This is a genomic window from Vibrio sp. 10N.222.49.C9 (genome assembly GCF_041474985.1).
GTDB classification, from domain to species: Bacteria; Pseudomonadota; Gammaproteobacteria; order Enterobacterales; family Vibrionaceae; genus Vibrio; species Vibrio crassostreae_C.
In genome coordinates, this window is sequence record NZ_JBFRVD010000003.1 from 123,165 (window position 1) to 139,511 (window position 16,347).

16 protein-coding genes and 2 pseudogenes are annotated in these 16,347 nt (G+C 44.3%); 9 read left to right on the forward strand and 9 right to left on the reverse strand.

The annotated features are described in order from the left end of the window. Positions 1-149: 149 nt before the first annotated feature. Together AB4585_RS01120 and AB4585_RS01125 are read right to left on the reverse strand one after the other, a co-directional pair. Positions 150-1,613 carry an MATE family efflux transporter gene (locus AB4585_RS01120; protein WP_372146651.1) on the reverse strand — a complete coding sequence of 488 codons (1,464 nt, stop codon included), beginning with the start codon at positions 1,611-1,613 and terminating at the stop codon, positions 150-152. Between the two features lie 171 nt (positions 1,614-1,784). Further along, entirely contained in the window at positions 1,785-2,201 is a 417-nt protein-coding gene (locus AB4585_RS01125) for a CBS domain-containing protein (RefSeq protein WP_017060213.1), read from the reverse strand. Positions 2,202-2,503: 302 nt separating this feature from the next. Here AB4585_RS01125 and AB4585_RS01130 point away from each other — a divergent pair, with 302 nt between their 5' ends. Both AB4585_RS01130 and AB4585_RS01135 read left to right on the forward strand, forming a co-directional pair. Further along, entirely contained in the window at positions 2,504-2,737 is a 234-nt protein-coding gene (locus AB4585_RS01130) for a hypothetical protein (RefSeq protein WP_017060212.1), read from the forward strand. A 167-nt stretch (positions 2,738-2,904) separates the two neighbouring features. Then, positions 2,905-3,201 (forward strand): hypothetical protein, encoded by a 297-nt coding sequence (locus tag AB4585_RS01135; RefSeq protein ID WP_029235295.1) that lies wholly within the window; start codon positions 2,905-2,907, stop codon positions 3,199-3,201. Between the two features lie 97 nt (positions 3,202-3,298). Here the strand turns inward: AB4585_RS01135 and AB4585_RS01140 are convergent, their stop codons facing one another. Further along, positions 3,299-4,285, reverse strand: a complete 987-nt coding sequence (locus tag AB4585_RS01140; protein ID WP_081324522.1) for a glycosyl transferase family protein — start codon at positions 4,283-4,285, stop codon at positions 3,299-3,301. Positions 4,286-4,452: 167 nt separating this feature from the next. On the opposite strand from AB4585_RS01140, the gene AB4585_RS01145 reads away from it, so the two are divergent. Both AB4585_RS01145 and AB4585_RS01150 read left to right on the forward strand, forming a co-directional pair. Beyond that, positions 4,453-5,061: a TetR/AcrR family transcriptional regulator gene (locus AB4585_RS01145; protein WP_017066785.1), complete on the forward strand. Its 609-nt coding sequence runs from the start codon at positions 4,453-4,455 to the stop codon at positions 5,059-5,061. A 123-nt stretch (positions 5,062-5,184) separates the two neighbouring features. Then, positions 5,185-5,679 (forward strand): peptidylprolyl isomerase, encoded by a 495-nt coding sequence (locus tag AB4585_RS01150; protein ID WP_017060208.1) that lies wholly within the window; start codon positions 5,185-5,187, stop codon positions 5,677-5,679. 130 nt (positions 5,680-5,809) lie between these two features. On the opposite strand, the pseudogene AB4585_RS01155 reads toward AB4585_RS01150, so the two are convergent. Continuing rightward, positions 5,810-5,926, reverse strand: a pseudogene (locus AB4585_RS01155) (cytochrome c); the annotation flags it as partial. Here AB4585_RS01155 and AB4585_RS01160 point away from each other — a divergent pair. Continuing rightward, a pseudogene (locus AB4585_RS01160) lies at positions 5,924-6,049 on the forward strand (MarR family transcriptional regulator); the annotation flags it as partial. The pseudogenes AB4585_RS01155 and AB4585_RS01160 sit on opposite strands and share 3 nt — an antisense overlap. A gap of 100 nt (positions 6,050-6,149) precedes the next feature. Here AB4585_RS01160 and AB4585_RS01165 read toward each other — a convergent pair. From AB4585_RS01165 to AB4585_RS01180, 4 genes are all read right to left on the reverse strand, one after another. Then, positions 6,150-7,016 (reverse strand): DMT family transporter, encoded by an 867-nt coding sequence (locus AB4585_RS01165; protein WP_017060207.1) that lies wholly within the window; start codon positions 7,014-7,016, stop codon positions 6,150-6,152. 110 nt (positions 7,017-7,126) lie between these two features. Further along, a complete protein-coding gene (locus AB4585_RS01170; RefSeq protein WP_017065285.1) occupies positions 7,127-8,224 on the reverse strand; it encodes an alkene reductase in 1,098 nt (365 codons plus the stop codon). A 14-nt stretch (positions 8,225-8,238) separates the two neighbouring features. Beyond that, positions 8,239-8,616, reverse strand: coding sequence for a lactoylglutathione lyase (gene gloA, locus AB4585_RS01175; protein WP_017066787.1), 378 nt, complete (start codon positions 8,614-8,616; stop codon positions 8,239-8,241). 216 nt (positions 8,617-8,832) lie between these two features. Continuing rightward, the gene (locus tag AB4585_RS01180; RefSeq protein ID WP_372154896.1) at positions 8,833-9,768 is read right to left on the reverse strand and encodes a LysR family transcriptional regulator; all 936 of its coding nucleotides are present in this window, start codon (positions 9,766-9,768) and stop codon (positions 8,833-8,835) included. Between the two features lie 1,024 nt (positions 9,769-10,792). Between AB4585_RS01180 and AB4585_RS01185 the strand changes: the two genes are divergently transcribed. The 4 genes from AB4585_RS01185 (at position 10,793) to AB4585_RS01200 (ending at position 15,389) form a co-directional block, all read left to right on the forward strand. Next, complete coding sequence (locus AB4585_RS01185; RefSeq protein WP_372169243.1) at positions 10,793-11,404, forward strand: magnesium transporter; 612 nt, start codon at positions 10,793-10,795, stop codon at positions 11,402-11,404. Further along, positions 11,404-12,393 (forward strand): efflux RND transporter periplasmic adaptor subunit, encoded by a 990-nt coding sequence (locus tag AB4585_RS01190; RefSeq protein WP_372169244.1) that lies wholly within the window; start codon positions 11,404-11,406, stop codon positions 12,391-12,393. The genes AB4585_RS01185 and AB4585_RS01190 overlap by 1 nt, the downstream gene beginning before the upstream one ends. A 310-nt stretch (positions 12,394-12,703) precedes the next feature. Further along, entirely contained in the window at positions 12,704-14,680 is a 1,977-nt protein-coding gene (locus AB4585_RS01195) for an alkyl sulfatase dimerization domain-containing protein (RefSeq protein ID WP_372169245.1), read from the forward strand. Positions 14,681-14,900: 220 nt separating this feature from the next. Continuing rightward, entirely contained in the window at positions 14,901-15,389 is a 489-nt protein-coding gene (locus AB4585_RS01200) for a hypothetical protein (protein ID WP_372169246.1), read from the forward strand. A 77-nt stretch (positions 15,390-15,466) separates the two neighbouring features. On the opposite strand, the gene cyoE is transcribed toward AB4585_RS01200, so the two are convergent. Continuing rightward, positions 15,467-16,339 carry a heme o synthase gene (cyoE, locus tag AB4585_RS01205; RefSeq protein WP_372169247.1) on the reverse strand — a complete coding sequence of 291 codons (873 nt, stop codon included), beginning with the start codon at positions 16,337-16,339 and terminating at the stop codon, positions 15,467-15,469. Positions 16,340-16,347: the final 8 nt, after the last annotated feature.

A 16,347-nucleotide genomic window follows, 5' to 3' on the forward strand; every position in this document is an offset into this window, starting at 1 on the left:
TATCTCCTTAATACTCAAAAGCCTTGAGGTTGTTGCTAACTCACGAGCAACAGAACCTTAAGTTCATCAAAAGTATAAACCTTGGAGGCTACTCCAAGGTCAAGAAGAAGTTTTCAAGAAAACAAAAATATTATGCCAGCGCCGATGGCTTACTGAGATTTAAGCTCCGCACACTCTTCACGGTTCGCCGATACATCATCAATAAGAACCGCATCGTGTGAACAGAATGGCTGTGTGTTTAGGCTGACAATCGACACATCGTCTTCCACTGGATCAACTTGAGATCCTTGCATCAGTTCAGCGATATGATGTCGAAGCACCAAGATACCTAAAATTCCGAACAGAACATTACCCAAAGCTTGACCATAAAGAACACCCAAAGCGCCATACCACTGCGAACCTAGATAGACGAACGGCAGAGTACCTAACGTGGCTTTGCCCAAATTCAATGCTGTCGAATAAAGCGGTTTGCCTAAGTTATTAAAAGAGGTGTTGGCAACAAATAGCGCACCGTTAAAGGTGAAGGTTAACGCCACATAGGTACAGAAAGCTGCCACAATGATTGCTGCATCACCTTGTAGACTAAAACCTTGAATGACATAACCTTGAACGAAGTACAACAGAATACAAACAGCGATAGTGTATGCCGTAGTAACCAGCAATGAGTTATTGAGTGTTTCTTTTACTCGGTCCATGCGTTCAGCACCAAAGTTCTGACCAATGATTGGCCCCACAGCGCCAGACAAGGCAAAGATAACCGCAAAACAAACTGGCGTCAGACGACCTATCACGGCAAAGCCCGCGACAAAGTCCTCACCATATTGTGCGATACCCGTTGTCACAATCGCATTACCGATAGGCGTTGCAGTATTAGTGATAATCGCAGGCAGCGCAATCGCCAATATTGGTCGAATATTAAGACGCCATTGCACAAAAGAAGGCGGAGCCACCAGCTGATGGCTGCGAATAAGAGGATAAAGCGAAAAGAATAGCACCGAGAAACGAGCGACAACCGAAGCGATAGCCGCCCCTTCGATGTTCCAACCAAAACCAAAAATAAACAGAGGATCGAGAATCGCGTTAACAATGCCGCCCGACAAAGTTGCCCACATCGAACGTTTGGCATCACCTGCCGCTCTTAAGCCCGCACCTGCCGCCATCGCTAACGCCAAAAATGGACCACTTGGTAGCAAAATCTGTAGGTAAGCTTGAGCACGCTCGGCCGCAATCCCTTTGGCGCCTATCGCGGCTAGCAGTTCTGGAATATAAGCGAACATGATTGCAGTTATGGTCGAACTGATAACAAACGCAGTCAGCATGATACTGGTGCTTAGGTTTCGAGCGTGCTCTTGATTCTTTGAGCCGATGGCTTTGGACACTAATGCGCCCATGGCAATGGAAGTACCAATCGAAACGGAGGTAGAGAAAAAAGTCAGCGTACCTGCAAAGCCTACCGCAGCAGCCAATTCGACCTGTCCGAGCATACTGATAAACAGCATGTCGAGCAGATCGACCACAAATAACGCCATCAAACCGACAGAGCCAGCCCCCGACATCACCAATATGTGGCGCATCGTTGAACCTTCAACAAACTTTGCCGTTTGATTTGACATGAAACCTCCAAAAGTTGGAATACCCAAGAGCTAAAGCCTAATCAGCTGTTCAACTGGCTAGGGATCCAAAAAGAAAGGATCGACCAAGAAAAGCGCTATACAGAAAAAAGGCGCTAGTGCGCCTTTTTTCAATTGAGAGTATTGAGAAAAATAATCGTTCTTAACACGCTACTATACCTGATGTTTGAAGCATTCTTCCAAGTTCTTGCCAATTGCTCTCAAAACATCAGTTCTGGTGATAATACCCACCAGTTTTCGATTATCGATCACAGGGTATGCTTTAGGTTTTCCAACCTGCATCATGTCCGCCAATTCAATAATGGATAAGTCAGGTGACACCGACAGCACTTCTTGGTACATACAGTCACCCACAAGGTGTGTGTCTTGGCAGAAGTAACTGACCTTCACAAGTTTCTCGAGTAAATCCTGCTCTGAAAGGAAGCCAATCACTTGTTCGTTATCATCGATTACGGGCCCACCCATATGGTGGCTACGCATCACTTTGTCTAACGCTAGACTTAACGGCATATCAGGAGTAAATGTCACAACCTGCTGCGTCATGTAATCTTTCACTTTAATAGAATGCATTGCGTTCTCCCTAAATACTTTGCGTCATATATTTTCTATCTTGTTAAGTTAATTGTTGTCTAAAATCTTGATTTTACTAAATGGATTTCAACAATTTTATTGATAGGCAAAACCTAACAAGACAAAAAAGTGAGACAAACAAAGGGTTGAGCACGTTTTCGAACGCCAGAAAAAAGAAAAAAAAGAGCCCTTACAAAGCCTTACTTTCCCTTGCTTAACCTTACTTAGCCGAGCTAGCCTGCGTAAATAAACCCTGTAATCTTCACCTCACTAATAATTAGAAATCCCGTTTTAGGAAGTTTATGCAACACGACAACAACATGTACGCGTATATTTACGCAGGTAACGACGGCACAGAAAACACACTCATCGCCACTATCGATAATCAAGAAAAACCGCTGATATCAAGCTGCGTTGATGAGATAAAACGCATGTCATGCTTAGCCATTGATTTAGCAGCAAAACACGACCTAAAAGTGAAGCTGGTGAAATATCAAAGAGAACAAGAGATCGACTTCGGCCTATTCGTTAAATAGTGAATCCGACACTGATTTGGTTAATCTCTAACTGGCAGCCATAGTAGCATTAGCAAGCGCAATAGCCGTGAATGGCTGCCGAATTCGACCTGACAAGCCTAACGGGTAAAGGCTATAATGATCAGACGGCGCCCTTGCCGATTTTCATTGTCCAAATACGGTTTACTATGTCTTCCCAAACCCCACCTAAAACGTATCTAACGAATTCCTTATCTAAGTTAAAAAGCTACTTTAGTGAGTTATTGGATTTCCAATCACGCATTTGGGTGGTTCATATCTTTGAAGACTCTATTACCGATCAGTCGTTTGTGATTAATGAAGATGGCTTTAAAGAACCGCTAGAGTGGATGAAAAAACGTGATTACCAAGCGAGAATGCTTGATCGTGTTGATAAGATGAAAATCTCACAGGTGATTGAGATTCAGTTCGAAGACAAAATGCATCGCTTGATGCGAGTGAAGTAGCTTTATTGTTTGGGCGTTCACGAAAAGCCCTTGCTAGAAATCAAGTATAAAAAGGCCAGCGCTCGCTGACCTTCTCTCATTGATTACAAACCACCATCTAACGCGCACAATACTCATGCCACAGGCGCACCGCTTTCTGGTATGCCTCAGTTTTATCGTGCGTTTCTGCAAAGAGAATGGCTGTCATGCTGTCGACAACGGTATTCGCCATTAGCGCCATATCTTCAGCCGATGTGCCAAGTACACATTGACTAGGAAGTGGCAGCTCTAGGTTCATCATCTCTTCCCAGTAGAACGATTCGACTTTGTCAGGAGAGCTCATCCATACCGTTTGGCTAACTTTAGGATTATATTCCGACTCACCGTTCATCCCTTTGAATGAAATCACCGAGTGGGATTTATTTCCGATAACATGCTCAACTTCCGCATGAAGTTGTGGAAAGCCAGGATGGAAACTGCCACGCAGACCTAAACGGCCACCACCAGGATTCAATGCTCGAACTACCGTGTTAATTGGTGTTCTCAAACCGTAGCGGTGTTTCCAACCAATCATGGTTTGTGCTTCGGGCGCAAAGTTAGCTAGCGGTAAATAAGCAATGCCGTCTTGTTCAAGAATCGACTTAGCATGTTCAGGGCTCTCAGCACTTTGCACACCGACATCTTGCAAATGGCTTTCAACGTGCGTCCTACCGCTCGGCTTATCCATATAGCCATGCATTAACACTTTATAGCCATTGTCAGCTAAGATTTTTGCCGCCAACAAGTTCCAAGGCTTGCCACTGGCGTTATCGTTACGCTTACCTGCATAACACGGCCAATCAATATCAGCGCCTAAATCTGGCACTCGAGATTGAAACGCTTTTACAAAGCCAGCGATCTCTTCATTGGTTTCATTCTGCACACGAATCAACATCAGTAGCATAGCCATTTGGTCGTCACCGACTTCTCCGCTTAAATACTCATCCATGATGCGGTAGGCTTGTTCGAACGATAAAGGCTTACGCCCTCTTTCTCCTCGTCCAACTGTACGAATACACTCTAAAATACTACTCATTGATTGTTTATTCTCTTCCGTTGATATCAATAAAATTCGAATACACTTTCGATTCTATGATACCCACCGTGCATTGCAAAGCGATTCAGTTGCTCTCGACCGAATTACCAATACGCGGATTGGTGTTCTAAAAGTAAACTTACTGGTGTAAAATTAGCGTATGTAATGCTAACCGCGACATATTGAGTAGTATCCCGATGACTGTAAAAAAAACGCTGAGCCAAAGAAAACGTGAATCGATCGTTGCCGCTGCTATCGCAGAGTTTACTGAGCATGGCTACAAGGCCACCAGCATGGATAAAATATCGAGTCGCGCAGAAGTATCAAAGCGCACCGTATACAATCACTTTGCCAGCAAAGAACTGCTTTTAGATGAGATTCTAGACAGCATTTGGAGCAAAACTCTGGCCGCAACGCATTTCCCATATCAAGCAGAACTGCCACTTGAAGAACAGCTTTCCTCGATAGCCAATCAAGAGCTTGAGTTACTTGAGTCTGAAGGCTTCATCGACCTGTCACGCGTTTTGTTCTCAGAGTATTTCCATAACGCAGAACTGGCGCATCAAGCGATGGAAAAATATTCCCAAGCAGAAAGTGGACTTACAACCTGGATTAAAGCCGCGTTGGCAGACGGTCGTTTAGTAGAACTAGACCCACAATTCGCCTCCACGCAGTTCATTGGTCTGCTTAAGTCTTTTGCGTTTTGGCCGCAAATCATTGGTCATGTGCCGTCACCGGATGCTGCACACAAGCAAGTGCTCATTACTTCAAGTGTCGAGATGTTCCTTAAACAATATCAGGCGTGATTTTGGTGGTTGACGAGAATTCAACCACAATAAAACCATCACTGGTATCCGCTGTTATTTTCCCTATACTGCAACCCACTTTCGTCATTACGACTCAGTAAAACTTCAACTTTAGGTAGCCCTATGATTACTTTCACCACCAACTTTGGCGATATCGAGATTGAACTGAACCTTGAAAAAGCGCCAGTAACGTCGAAAAACTTCCTTAAATACTGCCAAGACGGTTTCTACGAAGGCACGACATTTCACCGTGTTATTGAAGGTTTCATGATTCAAGGTGGTGGTCACACTATCGACATGACAGAAAAACCAACTCGCGCCCCAATCGTCAACGAAGCAAACCGTGGTTTGAAGAATGTGATTGGTTCTGTGGCAATGGCTCGGACTGATGCACCACATTCTGCAACGGCGCAGTTCTTCATCAACCTTGATGACAACGATTTCCTAGATCACACCTCAACAACCAATGCTGGCTGGGGTTACGCGGTATTCGGTAAGGTTTCAGCAGGTATGGATGTGGTAAACAAAATTGCGAAAGCACCAACAACCATTCGCTGGGGACACGAAGATGTGCCTTGCGAAGATATTGTGATTACAAAAGTCACTATTCGCGACTAATTCATTCACGTCCTTTCCCGCCCCTAGTGCATTCGAATTGATGGCATAAAGAAAAGAAGGCTGTCCGATAGGACTATGGTGGTAAGGGTTCGACTTTACCACCTGTATTTAAAGCTCGTTGTTAGAATAGTTACCAGCGAGAACGATAAGTACGGTGACACCCTTTGCACGTCTTATTCGCAGAATTTAACCCTTGCTCTGCACTCGACAAGTCTTGTTCAACACTCGCCTGATAAGGCTCAGAAAAGCACTTGAAGAACAACTCGTTCCTATCCCCGTTCGTTTAAACAAAGAGTTGATGAACGAGTTAGATGCTGAAGAGCAACAACAAATGCTCAAGCTACTTCAGAAAGTAGTCGCGGCAATCTGATCTTACCGCGTTCACTGCTTAGCAAGCTTAGTGCTTAGAAATTATTACACTCTGAACGTGTATTGAAAAACAACCCACACTCGGCCTTGCGCCGAGTGTTTTATTTTCGTCTCGACCATTTGATATAGCAAAATAGTGAAGCAATGATCACCGCCCCACCGAGCAGCTTCTGCATCTCTACACTTTCGCCAAGCACACTCACACTTAACAGCAGCGTCCACACAGGCTCAAGAATCATGATCAATGCCGCCACTTCCATGTTCACGGAGTGCTGACCGACCGTTTGTAGCAAGTAACGAATAGACGTTGCGATCACCGCAGAGACAATAAACCAGAAGACTAAGGTTTTGGTGATTTCGAACTCCGGCTGAGCTGTCATAGAAGCAAAGGCTAAACCACTCACACCCACCACAAACAGTTGCACACAGATTGATGCGATAGGCTTGATATTGGTAATCACACGCTTGTTCATCACAAAGTGAACAGACAACAACATCGATGCTAGTAAGAAATAAATCTGACTCTGCTCAACATGCCAGCCGTTACCCAAAGTCAGCAACAGCATGCCAATAATCGCGATCGGGAAAGACATCCAAAACGCGCGATTAGGCTTAACTCGAAACAAAATCCAAGACACAAACGGTGCAATGATCATGGCTAAGCTCATGATGAATGCCCCTTCCGACAAGCTTTCAGTCACCGAAACTGCAAACACCCATACCTGCAATGAGGCAGACAACAACAAACCCACGCCGCAAAGAGACAGAATCTGCTTAAACGAAAGCTTACGAATATGGTGAATACAAAATGGCAGAAGAATAAGACTCGCGACGAGGAATCGCACACCAATGAACACTGGCCCAGGCATTTCTAATACCACCAGCTTAGATGCAATCCATCCCACCCCAGCTAGCAGGGTGGCAAATAGAAGGTAAAGCTCTCCGCGCATCGCTTTCACGTTCATCATTTTACTTAGTCCAATAACAAAAAAAGCAACCCGACTCTGCAAGGTTGCTTTTTATAAACATTCAACAGGATCGAGATACTATCTCAATACTCTGCTTCAGGCAGCTGTTTTTAGCCTGCGTATTCTGGGTAATCCGTTAAACCTTTTTCAGCACCACCGAACAATGTGTTTGGATCGTGCGCTGCAAGTGGGTAACCATTTTGAATACGAGCTGGTAAATCTGGGTTCGCAACGAATGGACGACCAAAACCAACCATGTCAGTTACGCCTTCAGCAACGGCTTTTTCGCCACGCTCGCTATCGTATTTACCCGCATAAATAAGGACACCCTCGTAGGCTTCACGAACTGCTGCTTTAAATGCTTTTGGCGTTTCAGGTGCATCGTCCCAATCAACTTCTGCAATGTGTAGGTAAACAATTTTGTATAGGTTAAGTAGTGCTGCCGCCGCTGTGTAAGTCTCTACTGGTGTAGCGTCAACCGTACCATTCAACGATGTGAACGGAGCAAGGCGTACACCAACACGGTCAGCACCAATCGCTTCAACCATAGCTTCAACCACTTCGCCTAGGAAACGTAAACGGTTTTCAATTGAACCACCGTATTCGTCAGTGCGGTTGTTTGCTTCAGAATCGATGAATTGGTTGATTAAGTAACCATTCGCTGCGTGAAGTTCGATACCATCAAAGCCTGCTTCAACCGCATTCAAAGCCGCTTGGCGATACTGTTCAACCACCTCTTTGATGTCTTGTTTCGTCATTTCACGAGGTTCAACCACATCAACAAAGCCCGGTTCATCAGTACCGTTATCGATGAATACCTTTACGTTTTGTGCTTTAAGTGCAGAAGACGAGATTGGCTGTTCACCACCAATGTTGTCTGGGTGTGTTACACGGCCTACATGCCAAAGTTGAGCGAAGATAACGCCCTCTTTTTCATGTACGGCATCAGTCACTTTTTTCCAACCAGCGATCTGCTCATCAGAATAGATACCCGGAGTCCAAGCATAGCCTTGACCCATAGGTGAAATTTGTGTGCCTTCAGCAATAATCAAACCTGCAGAAGCACGCTGAGCGTAGTAAGCCGCCATCATATCGTTTGCTGAATTACCAGGTTGCGTTGCGCGAGAACGCGTCATCGGTGGCATAACAATACGGTTTTTAAGCTCGATATTACCAAGTTGAATTGGTTGAAATAGTGCGTTTGTCATTGTTATATCCTCGATTAACCTAGTTGAATCAGTTCGATTTGGTAGCCGTCTGGGTCAGTAATAAAAGCGATATGAGTTGAGCCGCCTTTCACTGGACCCGCTTCGCGAGTGACGTTGCCACCTAGCGATTTGATTTTGTCACATGCTGCGTAAATATCTTCTACACCCAATGCCAGATGACCAAACGCGCTGCCCATCTCGTACTCATTCGTATCCCAGTTGTACGTTAGCTCGATAGTCGTGCCGCCTTGCTCATAGCCAACAAAAACCAATGTGTAGCGGTACTCTTTGTTTTCGTGGCGTTCAAGTTCCTTCATTCCCAATACCTTGGTGTAGAACTCGATAGACTTGTCTAAATCAGTAACTCGGATCATTGTGTGTAGGAATTTCATATTTCACCCTTATTAGCACCACAAGCATGGCGCCGTTATTATTTTAAGTGGAGGTTATCCACTAATCTCTGAGTGAAATAATACGATTCATCGGAGAATTAAGGAAATTATCAAAAATTCTCAATGTGATAATTTTTTGTTATAAACCTCATGACTAACACGAACTCAATGACACAAAAAAGGGAAGCCAATGCTTCCCTTCGGGTTAGATTCCAATTAAAACCGCAAGCGCCTATCTTTAAGCGCCTTCGACATTGCATCTGACGTACTGATGACTTGTTCTCTGAACCATTTATGAGCAGGGTCACTGTTCTGCTTCTTCAACCAAATCAGGTAGTGAGATATCGGCTGATATTCAAAGGGTGGTTTGAACAGCTGCAAACTTAACTTTTCTTGGAACTGCACGGCCATAGATAAAGGCACTACAGTAATGTAATCGGATTGGCTACACAGCAAGATATTACTGAACAGCGAGCGTCCATGAAACACGATTTTACGTTGGGATAAATCCAAAGACGTATAGTGATTCAAACTGCGAACTTTGCGTCGGGTTCTGTCTAGTACAGCATGTTTTTCACTGAGGAACTGCGCTTCGCTGATTTCCCCTTGAATTCGCGGGTGATCAGATCGACATACGATCACAAACTCCCCATCATACAAGGTTTCAGTGACGATACTTGGATGTTCAGGCACCACAATATCGATCATCGCATCAAACTCTTGAGTCAAAAGATCTTCGTAAATTCGCTCATCACTGTCTGGTTGATCAAAGACTTCTAGCGACAAGTTTTGATTAGGAAGCGCCGCGAAACTGTTGAGCAGAACCCACTGTAAGTGCTCAGGTGCAGAAATCACAAACTTACGCTCAGAGGATTGCTCATCAAAATTAGCCATCGACTGAAACACGCCATTGAGTTCATTGATCGGCGCTTTTATCTGTTCGTATAAGCTTTGGGCATAAGACGTAGGCGCAACACCTCTTCCTTTACGAACAAAAAGCTCTTGGCCGATCTCTTTTTTTAGGCGCGCTAATGCGGTACTGATGGTCGATTGATTGGTACTGAGTTGATCCGCAGCCTTACTCAAACTGCCCTGCTCCATCACCGCAGAAAACACAGCAAGTAGGTTGAAGTTGGGGATTTCGTTGCTCATATATCATTACTCGTTAGGCGACCATGAGCACTATGCTATCGTAAAAACGATTAAATAAAATAACAATCCCTCGTTTAACGTCGCAAATTGAGACAGTAGCACCCCTTCATACCGATCACTTTTGAAGAAGGGCCTCATCGATGAGTGATTCTCCAATAACAACGAAAAATGCACAATTGTCTCGTTTGTCATGACACTGTGTTGAGTGTCATTGAGATATACATTTGAGTAACTAGCGCTACAATATTCAAATTGAATCTTCTACGAAGGGAGCTTATCTAAAAACTAAACCCATATATTTGACACATCATCGGTATAATTTTCTAACCTTTAGTGAATATTTTTCCGACAGGCAAAACTTATTATCAGTCATCTATAATTCATCATTCATATCCATCACTCCTTTTATTGTAAAAACTGTGTAAAAAGATTAATTTCGACAAATTACTTATTGATGCTTTTATTAATCATTTCATTGATCCAAGCCAATTTAACTCACAATGTTTTAAAGCCGAATTTGAGCGCTAGCAAATAATTCAACCTGCCAATTCAGAACCACAACAACTCATCGTAATTACGATATTATCAAATCGTATTTCTGGGTAGATACCGCTCAAAACTCTTCCTATTATCCTGCCAACAAATCAATTATTAACCCAAACAGAAAGCTGACGAATATTTTTACTGCAATGTGTCAACTGCCATGGAAGAGCCCCTCGATAATTGAGGTATTACACATAATAACGACAGCGGCTAATAAAACAGGTCGAATATATTTTCGATAGCCAAATAGCCATTCAGTTTACGTCTGCCAACAAGGATTGATTTGTAATGAAGCACATTAGCTTCTTGATACCGAGAATCGGTTGTCTGGACTGCGTAGTATCACTTTAAATACCATCTAATACTTTTGTTTATTATGCGCATCAATCAACCCAAATAATAAACACCTACTTTTTAAGATGTTGTTAAAGTTAAACTTCTAGGCTGCAAATTCTCTCTTCTTATTTATGTAGGTTGAGATATGAACTTTATAAAAATCGTTTTGCAGAAAATCTGGGCCATTGTGATGGTCTTGGTCAAATTCTGTCTGTTTATGGCAGTGATGTTTGCTGGTGCATGGGCGCTTGCACCATTAGGCACAATCCACTCTAAAGACATCGACATGTCTCAGTTCAACAACCACCCCAATGAAATGATGATGAACTTCTTCCAGATGGAGTACTTCTCTGGCTACTTGTTCTCAGTGACAATTGCTGTGGTATTAGCCGGTGTTTACGGCATGTGGCAGTTACATGAACTGGGTGTGCATAAAGCAAAAGAACACAAAAGCGCTCACGTTCAAATCGTGTTTGCACTGTCACTTTGCGGACTCTTCATCAGCAAAACATTCTGGGTTATCGCCTTGGTTATCGCGCTAGCGAACTGGAAACATATTGGTCAATCACTGAGTGATGTGATTCGCCGTGGTGTACAACCTAAACGAGACGCGACTAATACAGAGGCCTCCGTAGTCCACGTATCACCTGAAGAACCAGTAACGGAGCCGTCTCAAACCAAACAATCTCCAGTAGAACAGTCTCCAGAAGCTCAGCCTTCAAAAGAAAAGACTCCAACAAATAAAGAGGTCGCATAATGAAAGAGATGATGATTCCATACATCCTAATTGTATGGTCACTATTTGCGACAGGCGCACTTAAGAAGAACTTCAAGAACTACACCTGGGCTGCCATTGGGGGTGTAACGATTCTTGCAGTATTAGCAGTAATCTCTCGCTTGTGGGCACCCGTTGATTTAACCAACTCAACCACAGTCAAAGCACCACACGCGGTGATGTCACCTATCTTTGGTCAGCAGATCGACCAAGTGCTTGTTGAGCACAACCAAATGGTTAAAGAAGGCGACATAATCTACACTCTCGTCGACATCAATTCTGCCGCAGATAAAGCCAAGATCGAATCTTCAATTGTTCAGAAAGAAGAACAAATCAAGCAGATGGATCGCGATTTAGAGCGTGCTGAAACGTCACCTGAAATCTTCAATATGCGTGACGTAGAAAAGTACGACTCTGATCTTCGAGTGCTGCATGCTGAACTGGTGTCGTTAAAAGCCGATTTACAAAAAGTAAATTGGGCGCAAGAGAAAAAGACCATTAGAGCTGAGTTTGATGGTCAGGTATCGATAGTGAATATTGCTGAAGGTTCTGTCATGGGTAACATGCACCTCTACAACACCAGCAAAAAGTTTCTTGAGATGCGTATTTCAGACCAAACTTATGGCTATGTTCAAGTAGGAGACTTCGCTGAGTTCTTCGTTGATGCATACCCAGGCCACGTGTTCCGATCAAAAGTACACAGCTTTAATGCCGGTACCGGTGAGTCGAGTATTTCTCCACTTCAGGGGCCACAAAGCGTCGGTCAACACGTGGTAAGAAACGGCAATGGTTTAGGTCGTACTATCGTACTTGAGATCATTGAACCAGAAGGTTACAACATCCCTATTGGTTCAACTGGCGCGGCTTGGATCTCAGCTGAGAAGCCACATCCGTTCTGGGGCTTCATCGATGTAATCGGTGCAGCAACGGTTCGCCTACAATCTTACAAGTCATACTTAGGTGCTTGGTAAACGATTAGCTCTTGATAAGCAATTAAATATTCAATGATTTGGCTGTTATTCACTCGTATCACAGCCACTCATGAACTAGCGACTAATTGTAAAACAAATGCCCTGAATTTCAGGGCATTTTTGTATCTGTTGCAAGCTCATTTACTAATTGATTTAGATCAAAATTAATCGCCAATACAATCGTTTATCAAACAAATCATCGAAAAAACGATAGATTGAAATATTATTAGCGCGTAGATAGCGACCTCTCCCACCTCTATCATTTGGCTCAAGAAATCCAATTCCTGTATCCAAATATAAGGTCACTACCATGACTAATACATTCAAAAAAATGGCACTTCCTGTTGCTGTTGCGAGCGCTCTATTTGCTTCTGGTTTTGCATCTGCAACTCCAACTGTAGAAGCGACATCGAAAGTAGGCCAAGAACTTCAAACAGCAAATGCTGCGCAATACCAAAACATTGACCTTGATGCTCGCTACAAGAGCGAGGTTCTTTTCGAACACAAGTCAAACCTGTTCTGGGGCAAAGGCGAGCGCATCCAAGTTGTTTCGAAAACGGGCGACTCACTGGCTTACACTGAAGAATCTGATCACGTTCATCCAATCCTCACCAAGCACGGTCGTAAAATGGACCAAGCAATCATCAAAGTGGATGACAATATTTACCTTGGTTACGGCTTCGGTCTAGACACTCCTGTCATGATCGAAGGTACGGACGGCATCATCATTGTTGATCCAGGTGAGTCGGTAGAAATGGCTCAATCGGTTAAAGAACAGTTCCGTCAAATCACAGACAAGCCGGTTAAAGCCATCATCTATTCTCACAACCACATCGACCACATCTCTGGTGTGCGTGCATGGGTGACTGATGAAGAAGTAGCATCAGGCGAAGTAAAAATCATCGCTGAAGAAGGCCTAACCGCAGCAGTGGCTAACTGGTCTTCAAACCTAGGTACTCTATTTGGTCACCGTACTTCTTACACAGGTGCTAAGCACGTAGAAGAAGGTGAGCACGGCACAGTAAACGACGGCCTTGGTCCACGTTTCATGCAAGGTGCTATCTCGTTCATTGAACCAAACCTGCTTGTACCAAGCCAAAGCCACATCGAAATCGAAATTGCTGGCGTTAAGATGCACATCGAGAACGTGCCATCTGAAACTAAAGATGAGTTAGTGGTTTACTTCCCAGAGCAGAAAATCCTGCACGCGGCTGAAGTACTTCAAGGTGAGAACTTCCCTAACCTTCACACCATCCGTGGTACTAAATTCCGTGACCCATCAATGTGGTTCAAGGGCATCGACGTAATGCGTAAATTCGACACTGAGATCATGATTAACTCTCACGGTCGCCCTGTTGAAGGTAAAGAAGCGGTATCTGACGTATTAACGGCTTATCGTGATGCGATTCAATACACGCATGACCAAACAATCCGTTACATGAACAAAGGTATGACGCCAGACGAGCTAGTTGAAGTGGTTAAACTTCCTAAGCACCTTGCTGAGCACCCTTGGTTAGGTGAGCACTACGGTACCGTTGCACACGCCGTTCGCCAGATTTACGTAGGTTACAACGGTTTCTTCGAAGCGGATCCATGGCAGCTAGAGCCAATGGCTTACGAGCAACGCGCTAAAGCATTCGTAGAGATCATGGGCGGTCGTGACAACATCATCGACACTGCAAAAGCGGCGATGAAAGCAGAGAACTACACCTTTGCAGCAGAGATTCTTTCTTACCCAATCACGGTAAACAAAGATGACATGGAAGCACGCTTACTGAAAGCACAAGCTTACAAAGCATGGTCTGCAGATCAAGTGAACATCAACTGGCGCAACTGGGCATTGAATGCTGCAGCTGAACTAGAAGGTACTCGTGATTTCTCTAACATGATCAGCTTTGCTTCTGTAGACGTACTAACTGCCCTACCAAGTAAGCAAATCTTCGATATGATGACGTCGACGCTAATCGCAGAAAACTCGTTAGACATAAACATGATGCTAACGTACAACTTCTCTGATACTAACGAAGCATTCACTATCGAAATTCGTAACGGCATTGCTCAGTTACACGAAGAGGCAGTGAAAGGCGCAGACGTTCAAATCAACACCACTCGTGCAGTATTGAACCAAATCTTGATTGCGGGTCCAAACGCTCAACAAGTGATTGGTACCAACCTACAGTCTGGTGCATTCAAGTTCTCGAATGGCGACATCAAAGGCTTCGGTCAATTCATGAGCTACTTCGATAAGCCAATGACTCCAGAAGAGATCATGCTCATCGTTCGCTAATAGCGAGTTCGAACGGTCGCTCTTCGACGATAGCTCTTCGATGATAACTCTTCGACGATAGCGTGTTAGTAAACAATCACTAACACACTATCAACCAATACGCTGACCGCTTCACATGGACGACAAACAAATACAGGGACCCTTTGTGGTCCCTTTTTTATCGTCAGGTTCGGCTTCTGGCGTCAGATTCTTAACCCTGTTATAGGTCTCGATAACCATTATGTTAAAACGATTTGCTCTGATTCTTTCGCTTACTTCTTCACTCACGTTTGCCTGTGGTCTTCACCAAGATACCGGATTTAGTTTGGTGACAGAGCCCGGTTCACTCGAGGTATTTGGCAACGTCATTACAGCCAGACAAGACGATGAATTCAACAACCTCAATAAGCCGGATCACTTTCGACTCTTTGCCATCAAGGCCGCGCTTGCGAAACCCCACCCAAGCAAAATTGAGTTCAACTTATTCGAAGCAATCAAAGGTCATTACAGCCAAGTGAAACTTGAGAAGGGGGTCGATGTGTCAGGTAGAGATACTTTGCCTATTGAGGAAGATCTACTGTTAATTACTGAACTCGATGTGTTCGATGCGCTAGCAACTGGCACCATATCTTGGGATCACGCGACACTAAACGGCTTAGTGATCATCAATGGCCCACAAGATAAACGAGAGCAGCTTGAAGATTGGCTTGGTGATATTTTTGGAGGGTAATAGCTTAAAGCGGGACAGATAAAAAGTCGTCAAACCCTCGGACTTCAGAACATTGAGGGTTCAACGACAAACTTAAATCAAAAAAGCGTAGGCAACGGAATCAACTCCAGCCCCAGTACACCACTGATGCTCATAACCACCAGCAGAGAGACCTTGAAGACCGTCTTTGACCACTGGATGTAGTTAAGGCAATCGACTTTGCGGAATGTCACTTTGGTCCACATAAAACAGACTGCTGCCGACACCGCTAGGTATTCATAACCTGCTTCCCCGAGTAGGAACAGCGCCAATGATACTGCACCAAACGCCACTACATAGGCTTTCATGTGTTGATGCGCTTTGTCGACGCCCTCTTTCACCGGTAACACAGGAATGCCTGCATCTCGATAATCTTGAAGGCGGAACATCGCGATCGCGTACGAGTGTGGCATTTGCCATAAACAGAACATCACAAACAACAATACCGCTTCAAGGCTGATGTAATTAGTCACCGCCAAGTAACCCACCAATGGCGGAACTGCGCCCGAAATACTGCCGACTAAAGTGCCGTACACCGATGTACGCTTGTACCACATTGTGTAGAAAAAGACGTAAAACACATAGCCAAGCAACACCATGACCGCAGAGATCGGATTAGCGAACTGAAACAGAAGCGCTGTGCCTGAGAGCAGTAAAACCAAGGCATAAACGAACGCGACGTCCGTATTGATGTTGCCCTGAACCAATTCTCGATTTTGTGTGCGCTTCATCTTTTGGTCGATGTCTCGATCAAAGATGTTATTCACCACACAACCTGATGCAATCACAAGTCCCACACCCGCTAATGTTGTCAGTAACAACATCGCATTGGCTGGTTCTGTTTTTGCGGCGAGGAAGAACCCCGCCGCAACAGAAATCAGGTTGCCGAAAATGATGCCCGGTTTAGTGATAGACAGATATCTTTTCAGCATACCCTAGC

Bases quoted from the DNA above. Each gene is read 5' to 3' on its own strand.
- AB4585_RS01120 (WP_372146651.1), bottom strand. From the start codon at position 1,613: ATGTCAAATCAAACGGCAAAGTTTGTTGAAGGTTCAACGATGCGCCAC.
- AB4585_RS01125 (WP_017060213.1), bottom strand. From the start codon at position 2,201: ATGCATTCTATTAAAGTGAAAGATTACATGACGCAGCAGGTTGTGACA.
- AB4585_RS01130 (WP_017060212.1), top strand. From the start codon at position 2,504: ATGCAACACGACAACAACATGTACGCGTATATTTACGCAGGTAACGAC.
- AB4585_RS01135 (WP_029235295.1), top strand. From the start codon at position 2,905: ATGTCTTCCCAAACCCCACCTAAAACGTATCTAACGAATTCCTTATCT.
- AB4585_RS01145 (WP_017066785.1), top strand. From the start codon at position 4,453: ATGACTGTAAAAAAAACGCTGAGCCAAAGAAAACGTGAATCGATCGTT.
- AB4585_RS01150 (WP_017060208.1), top strand. From the start codon at position 5,185: ATGATTACTTTCACCACCAACTTTGGCGATATCGAGATTGAACTGAAC.
- AB4585_RS01165 (WP_017060207.1), bottom strand. From the start codon at position 7,016: ATGATGAACGTGAAAGCGATGCGCGGAGAGCTTTACCTTCTATTTGCC.
- AB4585_RS01170 (WP_017065285.1), bottom strand. From the start codon at position 8,224: ATGACAAACGCACTATTTCAACCAATTCAACTTGGTAATATCGAGCTT.
- gloA (WP_017066787.1), bottom strand. From the start codon at position 8,616: ATGAAATTCCTACACACAATGATCCGAGTTACTGATTTAGACAAGTCT.
- AB4585_RS01180 (WP_372154896.1), bottom strand. From the start codon at position 9,768: ATGAGCAACGAAATCCCCAACTTCAACCTACTTGCTGTGTTTTCTGCG.
- AB4585_RS01185 (WP_372169243.1), top strand. From the start codon at position 10,793: ATGAACTTTATAAAAATCGTTTTGCAGAAAATCTGGGCCATTGTGATG.
- AB4585_RS01190 (WP_372169244.1), top strand. From the start codon at position 11,404: ATGAAAGAGATGATGATTCCATACATCCTAATTGTATGGTCACTATTT.
- AB4585_RS01195 (WP_372169245.1), top strand. From the start codon at position 12,704: ATGACTAATACATTCAAAAAAATGGCACTTCCTGTTGCTGTTGCGAGC.
- AB4585_RS01200 (WP_372169246.1), top strand. From the start codon at position 14,901: ATGTTAAAACGATTTGCTCTGATTCTTTCGCTTACTTCTTCACTCACG.
- cyoE (WP_372169247.1), bottom strand. From the start codon at position 16,339: ATGCTGAAAAGATATCTGTCTATCACTAAACCGGGCATCATTTTCGGC.